9 protein-coding genes and 1 tRNA gene are annotated in these 7,096 nt (G+C 62.1%); all 10 read right to left on the bottom strand.

Features of this window, described 5'->3' with window-relative positions; all coding sequences use genetic code 11:
* Positions 1-135: 135 nt before the first annotated feature.
* A complete protein-coding gene (rplL, locus tag NKI97_RS24240) occupies positions 136-513 on the bottom strand; it encodes a 50S ribosomal protein L7/L12 (protein ID WP_023680442.1) in 378 nt (125 codons plus the stop codon).
* Positions 514-567: 54 nt separating this feature from the next.
* Entirely contained in the window at positions 568-1,086 is a 519-nt protein-coding gene (gene rplJ / locus NKI97_RS24235; RefSeq protein WP_352451054.1) for a 50S ribosomal protein L10, read from the bottom strand.
* A 392-nt stretch (positions 1,087-1,478) separates the two neighbouring features.
* Positions 1,479-2,177, bottom strand: coding sequence for a 50S ribosomal protein L1 (rplA, locus tag NKI97_RS24230; protein ID WP_023680441.1), 699 nt, complete (start codon positions 2,175-2,177; stop codon positions 1,479-1,481).
* Positions 2,178-2,181: 4 nt separating this feature from the next.
* The gene (rplK, locus tag NKI97_RS24225; RefSeq protein ID WP_023680440.1) at positions 2,182-2,610 is read right to left on the bottom strand and encodes a 50S ribosomal protein L11; all 429 of its coding nucleotides are present in this window, start codon (positions 2,608-2,610) and stop codon (positions 2,182-2,184) included.
* Positions 2,611-2,770: 160 nt separating this feature from the next.
* Positions 2,771-3,298 carry a transcription termination/antitermination protein NusG gene (nusG, locus tag NKI97_RS24220; RefSeq protein ID WP_006333333.1) on the bottom strand — a complete coding sequence of 176 codons (528 nt, stop codon included), beginning with the start codon at positions 3,296-3,298 and terminating at the stop codon, positions 2,771-2,773.
* A 27-nt stretch (positions 3,299-3,325) separates the two neighbouring features.
* The gene (secE, locus tag NKI97_RS24215; RefSeq protein ID WP_023680439.1) at positions 3,326-3,529 is read right to left on the bottom strand and encodes a preprotein translocase subunit SecE; all 204 of its coding nucleotides are present in this window, start codon (positions 3,527-3,529) and stop codon (positions 3,326-3,328) included.
* Between the two features lie 364 nt (positions 3,530-3,893).
* Positions 3,894-3,969: transfer RNA gene (locus NKI97_RS24210), tRNA-Trp, on the bottom strand.
* Between the two features lie 77 nt (positions 3,970-4,046).
* Positions 4,047-4,562 carry a hypothetical protein gene (locus NKI97_RS24205; protein WP_352451055.1) on the bottom strand — a complete coding sequence of 172 codons (516 nt, stop codon included), beginning with the start codon at positions 4,560-4,562 and terminating at the stop codon, positions 4,047-4,049.
* 129 nt (positions 4,563-4,691) lie between these two features.
* The gene (locus tag NKI97_RS24200; RefSeq protein WP_352451056.1) at positions 4,692-5,174 is read right to left on the bottom strand and encodes a group II truncated hemoglobin; all 483 of its coding nucleotides are present in this window, start codon (positions 5,172-5,174) and stop codon (positions 4,692-4,694) included.
* Between the two features lie 96 nt (positions 5,175-5,270).
* Positions 5,271-6,956, bottom strand: coding sequence for a COG3904 family protein (locus NKI97_RS24195; protein ID WP_352836990.1), 1,686 nt, complete (start codon positions 6,954-6,956; stop codon positions 5,271-5,273).
* Positions 6,957-7,096 lie beyond the last annotated feature (140 nt).

Here is a 7,096-nt window from a genome sequence, read left to right as displayed (position 1 = left end):
TTGGCGGGGGCCGCGCCCTTTGTTTAAACCCCCCCCCCACCTAAACGTTGTTTGCCCCCTCTGCGGTTCCCCCCCCCCCCCTCCCCCCAAACTGGCGGGGCGCCCGGCCCCCCCCCGCCCGCCGGTACTCAACGCTTACTTCAGTTCGACCTTGGCGCCGGCTGCTTCCAGCTGGGCCTTGAACTTGTCCGCGTCGGCCTTGGAAACGGCTTCCTTGACCGGCTTCGGAGCCGCCTCGACCAGGTCCTTGGCTTCCTTGAGGCCAAGACCGGTGATGGCGCGAACTTCCTTGATGACGTTGATCTTCTGAGCGCCTGCCTCGGTCAGGACGACGTCGAATTCCGTCTTTTCCTCGACCGGAGCAGCAGCGGCCGCAGCGCCGCCGGCAGCGGCAACCGCCACCGGAGCAGCGGCGGAAACGCCCCACTTTTCTTCAAGAAGCTTCGACAGCTCGGCCGCCTCGAGGACGGTCAGCTTCGAAAGGTCGTCTACGATCTTTGCCAGATCAGCCATTGCAATGTTCCTTCATAAGGTTCGAACGTGTGTTTGTGATAGCGAGGAACGGCCTCATGCCGCCTCGTCCTTCCGGGCGTAAGCGCCGATGACGCGCGCGACCGAAGCCGCAGGCGCATTGACGATCTGGGCGATCCGGGTTGCCGGCGTGGCGATCATGCCAACCAGCCTGGCGCGCAGCTCATCGAGCGACGGAAGTGTGGCGAGTGCCTTCACACCGTCGGCATTGAGCGAGGTGGTGCCCATTGCGCCGCCGAGAATGACGAGCTTGTCATTTCCCTTGGCGAAATCGGACGCGACCTTCGGCGCCGCAATCGGATCCTCCGAATAGGCGATCAGCGTCTGTCCCTTGAACAGCTCGATGATCGATGCGGAGTCCGTGCCCTGAAGAGCGATTTTGGCGAGACGGTTCTTCGCGACTTTGACGGTGCCACCGGCGGCGCGCATTTTCGACCGAAGGTCGTTCATTTGCGCGACGGTGATACCGGCGTAGTGGGCCACGACGACTGAACCAGCGCTTGAAAACGCACCATTCAGGCCCGTGACGAGTTCGCGTTTTTCCGCTCTGTCCACTGCCTATCTCCAGTTGACCCCTGCCCTCTACGAAGGACAGGCGTCGGGTTGCCTTTTGCCGGCCGGGCCATCCAGTAACGGATCTCCCGAACGACGCTCGAGGATCCTGCCCCCTTTCGCCACACCTGCCGGCAAGCCGGACGGTGCGCAGACAAAAGGCAAACACGGTTCGAACCTTTCATTGGAGCTTCTGGCTCCTTTGTCCGGTCTTCACCCGTCTCATGCAGGCCCACATGAATTAAGGCCCACATCACCTAAGGCTTGGGGGCCGCCTGCAATCTCGGACAGGATGTCCGGAAGCCTTTCGACTTCCGGTACCGGGCCGCCGACAGGTCGGAGGCCCGGAATTCTTTCACGGATCAGCGTTTTAGCGGCCGATCCAATTGTTCGTATCAGGACGCTGCGAGCGTCGAGACGTCGAGCTTGAGGCCCGGGCCCATGGTCGAGGTGACCGACACCTTCTTGACGTAGTTGCCCTTGGCACCAGCCGGCTTTGCCCTGGTCACCGCGTCAGCGAAGGCGCGGACGTTTTCTTCCAGCGCCTTGACGTCGAACGAGACCTTGCCGACGCCGGCGTGAACGATGCCGGCCTTCTCGACGCGGAACTCGACGGCGCCGCCCTTCGATGCCTTGACGGCGGCGGTAACGTCGGTGGTGACCGTGCCGACCTTCGGGTTCGGCATCATGCCGCGCGGACCGAGCACCTTGCCGAGACGGCCGACCAGCGGCATCATGTCCGGCGTGGCGATGCAGCGGTCGAAGTCGATCGTGCCCTTCTGGACGATGTCGACCAGATCCTCGGCTCCGACGATGTCGGCGCCGGCGGCCTTGGCCTCCTCGGCCTTGTCGCCACGCGCGAAGACGGCGACGCGAACGCTGCGGCCGGTGCCGTTCGGCAGGTTGACCACGCCGCGGACCATCTGGTCGGCATGGCGCGGGTCGACGCCGAGGTTCATCGCGACTTCGATCGTCTCGTCGAACTTCACCGAGGAGCGATCCTTGAGCAGCTTCAGCGCCTCACCCAAAGCGTAAGCCTTGTTGGGATCGATGCCTTCGCGGGTCTTCGATACACGCTTTGCAATCTTTGCCATGATCTCAGCCCACCACTTCCAGACCCATCGAGCGGGCGGAGCCCTCGACCATGCGCATGGCCGCCTCGACGTCGTTTGCGTTCAGATCCTTCATCTTCTGCTCGGCGATGGCGCGCACCTTGTCGCGGCCGATCGTGCCGGCCTTGACCTTGCCCGGCTCCTTCGAGCCCGACTTCAGGTTGGCAGCCTTCTTCAGGAAGTAGCTCACCGGCGGCGTCTTCATGACGAAGGTGAACGACTTGTCCTGGTAGTAGGTGATGACGACCGGAACCGGCGAGCCCTTTTCCATTTCCTGGGTCTGCGCGTTGAACGCCTTGCAGAACTCCATGATGTTGATGCCACGCTGACCAAGCGCCGGGCCGATCGGGGGCGACGGCGTGGCCGATCCCGCGGAAACCTGGAGCTTGAGCTGGCCTGCAATTTTCTTAGCCATCTCTCTTCCTGCCTTTTCTCATGCCGGTCTTGCCGGCGGTTGCAGTCTGGTGGTGCGGTCCGCGCGGCCGGCTAGAGCCGCATTCGCCTCCCACCCGTTTTTGGCCGCGCGATCTCCGCGCCGCCTTCCCTGCCGCCGAAACCGGTGCAGGGATTTCGGATCAGCCCTTCTCGACCTGTCCGAATTCCAGATCGACCGGCACGGCGCGCCCGAAGATCGAAACTTCCACCTTGAGCCGCGCCCGCTCCTCGTCCACTTCCTGGACGAAACCGTTGAAGGACGCGAATGGTCCATCCGAAACGCGGATCGCTTCGCCGATCTCGAACGTCACCGACGGCTTCGGCCGCTCGACGCCCTCCTGAACCTGGTTCAGGATACGCTGGGCCTCGGCTTCAGTGATCGGCACCGGCTTGGAGTCGCCCAGGAACCCGGTAACCTTCGGCGTGTTCTTGACGAGCGAGAACACGGCGTCCGTCAGATTGGCCTTCAGCAGCACATAGCCCGGAAAGAACTTGCGCTCGGCATCGACCTTGCGGCCGCGGCGGATCTCGACGACCTTCTCGGTCGGCACCACGATCTGCTCGATGTCGGCGGACAGGCCCTTCTGCTTGGCCTTGTTCTCAATGTCCTCGGCGACCTTCTTTTCAAAGTTCGAGTAGGCGTGGACGATGTACCACCGCGCGGTCATTTCAAGACTTCTCCGTAATCGCCGGACTTACTGTCCGAGGCCGAGGATTTTTTCGACCGCAAAGCCCATGGCCACGTCTGCGGTAAAGAAAAAGATCATCGCGATGACCGCGAACACAAGGACCATCACCGTCGAGATCATCGTTTCGCGCCGCGACGGCCAAGTGACCTTGGCGGTCTCCGCGCGAACCTGCTGGAGAAAGGTGAAGGGATTTGTGGTTTTCGAAGCCATATGCCGCTCTGTCTGCAAGACCCGTTGGCCGGGCCTCCTGGATGATCCCGCTGGCCGGGACGTGCCGCTTGAGCGTGCGTTCGCGCCGAATCAGCGCAATCATTTCGCCCATGCAAATCAGACGCGTAAAGCCGGCTTCCCAGCTCCACGCGTCGCGTGTCTGTCTCGTCTACATAAAACCGATTCTTGATCCACGCAAGTGGCAAGTGTCCGCTTTATGGCCAAACGCCGCCTCGGAACCATCCAGTCGTCCCGTCCCGGCTATGCGGCCCTTATGCCGCAACTTGTGCCATATGGCAAGTCACAAGCCGATTTTCAAAGGCCGCACTGCAAAAGAATCGTTTTTAGGTATCCATTCAAAGAATGGCACGGGCAGCAGGGCTCGAACCTACGACCTGCGGTTTTGGAGACCGCCGCTCTACCAACTGAGCTATGCCCGTATGCGCATGTCGGCGCAGCAGGCGCTTCCTAAAAGCTTCCGCGCGCTCTGTAAAGAGCGACGTGCGCTACCCGGCCTTCATCTTCGAAAGTCCAGGCGTCCTCCCGGCCATTTCCCGTCGATCCGTTGATTGCTGACGATCAAGCCGACCCAGGGACGCACGATTTCCGGGTCGGTCAGATTGATGTATTTTCCCACCAGCCCTTTCGCACCCTGGCGCCGGGCATCGATGAGCCCCTTGCGCACGCCATTATGCCAATCGAACAGCAGGTAAACTCTCTCTCCCGCCGTCTTCACCTCGCCCCGGCCGGACTTCCATTTATCCTTGGTATCGCCCGGGATCGTGGGATCAGCACCGCCGTTCCATCGGCTGGACCAGCTGCCTTCGATGGTGTCGTTGCGGTCGCGGTCGCTTTCGGTGCCCCAGGCCTCGGCATTTTCATCGCTTGGAGTTCCCTCCAGTTTCACGCCGGCGGCGAACGCCGACACCTCCTCGTCGTCGGGAGTGGGGACGTCCATGAAGCCAAACGGATTTCGGATTCCGCGGTTGCTGTCAAAGACGCCGTCTGAATTTTTCTTGCCTTCCGATCTCATCGCAAAGCCTCCGGTTTTCAATGTGGCCCCGCCATTCGACGGCGACTTTAGACCGTTAGCCTGGAGGACCGAGACCTCCATAGCCACCCGTTTTCCTGGCCGGCAGGCTTTCGACCGATTCGCGCGCGGTCAGGTTCCCGAAGGCGGCTTGTAGGGGCCACCCGGCACCCCCCAGCCCCAGGCCGGCATTGGTTCCGTCTCGGGGTCGCAGGTCGGGCCCTTGTTGGAGTTCATCTTGGCCAGCCGCGATCCCCATTCGACATAGGCCATGAAAGCCGAGCGGAATTCGGGATCGTCAGGCAGGCCGACCTCGTCGGCGGCGTCGGCGAGAAGGTTGATCCAGCGCCGGCGCTGCTCCTCGGTCAGATGCTTGCCGAGATGATGCATCACCATCTCGCGATGGCCGCCATGCTTTTCGCTGTACGTTTTGGGTCCACCGAAAACTTCGCCGATGAAGGCCGCGACGTGAGCGGGATGATCCGGCGACATGTGCTTGAACACCGGCCCGACGATGGGGTCCCGAGAGACGTTGTCGTAGAAGGTTTGGGTCAGGCGGTTCAGCGCTTCGGAGCCGCCGGCCCATTCGAACAATGTCGGGACATCCTGGCTCATTCGCGATCCCTCCCATGCTGGACTTCAACCGCGCTGGACGATAGCGGAAACACCGAGCGCCGCTCAACCTGCCTCGATGGGCAGTGCAAGGTTGCGCTAAAGCTTCGCCGGCGTCTCTGCCTCGGCGCTGGCGGACGGCAGAACGCGGCAGTTGTCGGGCTTCGGCGACGGCTTGCAGATGGTGGCGCCCGTCAGCGCGTCCACCGATTGCGGCCCCGTCGTCAGTCCAACCTTCAGCATTAGGTCGGGTTCGAGCTGGCGCTCGACCGAGCGCTGCTCGAGCGCGGCGAATAGACCGGGACCAATCGCCATGTCCTCGAGATAGGGCTTAATTATCTGCTGCTGTCCCATCAGGTACATGCCGAGCCGCGCTTGCGGACCGACAAACCGTCTGACGCCGCCGGCAAGCATGAGCGCGCACGCCGAATCGCATACCGCTCCCGAATCGACGGTCAGGCCGGCATAGGCGCCCTCTTTAGCCAAGCAACTCCACTCTCCCGGGTCGCAGCCAACAAAATCGGTGCGGGCGACGGCGATGTCGAGCTTCTTTTCGTGGATAAGTCGCCCCACCGCCAGAGCACTGAACAGGTCGCCTCCTTGTGAGCTGACCACCACCGGCAGCCGTCGGTTGCCAAGCATGGCGAGCAACTGGCGCAGCTTCTGCGGGGTCTGAGGCGCAATCGCGCCTTCGGCCGAGATCCATTCCGGGCAGTTTGGATTGCACAGCGGGTTGCTGCCGCGGACCAGGACGAAGCGCATGTCTGCGACCTCCTTCGGCCGCGGGGTTTCGAGCCCTGCGGGTGCAGGCTCGGCTTTCGCCACCACTTCGCCGGCCGGCTTCGTGATATTCGCCGGCGCCGGCACCTCCCTGCAACTCGCCGGCAACGGATCGGACGTGCATAGGATTGGCGCGGTCAGCAGGTCGACGGCATCCCGGCTGGTGACGAGATTCATTTGCAGCATGTCGTAGGGAGTCAATTGCTGGATACCGCTGGCCGGTGTGCTTTTCATGGTCTCGAGCACACCCAGGCCGACGCCCATCTCCTTCAGATAGGCCGCCAGCTTCCGCTCCAGCGGCTTGTTCATCTCATAGGTCTTGTAGCTGCCGGCGTTCTTCCGGCTGACGACCTTGGTGCTGAGAATCTTCTTCTTGCCCTTCACCATGCGGTAGGTGGTGCGGTACAGCAATTTCGTCCGGATATAGGTCGTGGTGATCTGATGGACGCCGAGAAAGGCCCACTCCCCGACCACGCGCCGGATGCCGCCGGAAAACATCAACGGACAGGCGGAATTGCAGATGGCGCCATCGGCATAAGCATTGCCAAAATAACGGGCGCTCTTGCCGTCGTTTTCCTTGCAGTTCTTCACATCTGGCAGACAGCCGACGAAGCGGGTTTTGCCGACGGCGATATCGAGCTTGTTCTTGCGGATCAGGCGACCAAGTGTCAGCGCCGCTTCGACATTGCCGCCGGGGGAATCGACGACGATCGGCAGCTTTCGGCCGCCAAGCGCTTTCAGCGCGCGTTTGAACAGGGCCGGCGTGCCGGCTTCTATCGAGCCTTCCGCCGATATCCATTCCGGACAGGTCGGCTCGCAGCCCGGCGCGCTGCTGCGCACGACGACGAACCGCATCGTCGGGCCGAAATCCGGCGCGGATTTTTCCGGCGTGGATTTCTTTGCATCCGCTGCGAAGGCAGCGTGGCCCATGGCAAGCAACGACACCAGGCAGATCAGCCCTAGCGACCACCATGCCTGACTATGCAAACGGCGCCATGGAACCATTCGGGCAGCCCCCCTCGATGCAACCTATACTAGTTATGGCAGAGGCGCTTGCAACAGGATTTGAAGCAATGCGGTTAATCCATTGCCAGAATATCAGAATCAAAAGGGCGGCCCGAAGACCGCCCCTTTGCATCCGATCT

The organism is Mesorhizobium sp. M0296 (genome assembly GCF_040321675.1).
GTDB lineage: Bacteria > Pseudomonadota > Alphaproteobacteria > Rhizobiales > Rhizobiaceae > Mesorhizobium.
The sequence above is the reverse complement of the archived record's forward strand: the minus strand, read 5'-3'. Positions and strand labels throughout refer to the sequence as shown.

What these genes read in the sequence shown, in the direction of transcription:
- NKI97_RS24195 (WP_352836990.1), bottom strand. Translation starts at nt 6,956, where the DNA reads ATGGTTCCATGGCGCCGTTTGCATAGTCAGGCATGGTGGTCGCTAGGG.
- rplL (WP_023680442.1), bottom strand. Translation starts at nt 513, where the DNA reads ATGGCTGATCTGGCAAAGATCGTAGACGACCTTTCGAAGCTGACCGTC.
- rplA (WP_023680441.1), bottom strand. Translation starts at nt 2,177, where the DNA reads ATGGCAAAGATTGCAAAGCGTGTATCGAAGACCCGCGAAGGCATCGAT.
- rplK (WP_023680440.1), bottom strand. Translation starts at nt 2,610, where the DNA reads ATGGCTAAGAAAATTGCAGGCCAGCTCAAGCTCCAGGTTTCCGCGGGA.
- NKI97_RS24205 (WP_352451055.1), bottom strand. Translation starts at nt 4,562, where the DNA reads ATGAGATCGGAAGGCAAGAAAAATTCAGACGGCGTCTTTGACAGCAAC.
- nusG (WP_006333333.1), bottom strand. Translation starts at nt 3,298, where the DNA reads ATGACCGCGCGGTGGTACATCGTCCACGCCTACTCGAACTTTGAAAAG.
- secE (WP_023680439.1), bottom strand. Translation starts at nt 3,529, where the DNA reads ATGGCTTCGAAAACCACAAATCCCTTCACCTTTCTCCAGCAGGTTCGC.
- NKI97_RS24200 (WP_352451056.1), bottom strand. Translation starts at nt 5,174, where the DNA reads ATGAGCCAGGATGTCCCGACATTGTTCGAATGGGCCGGCGGCTCCGAA.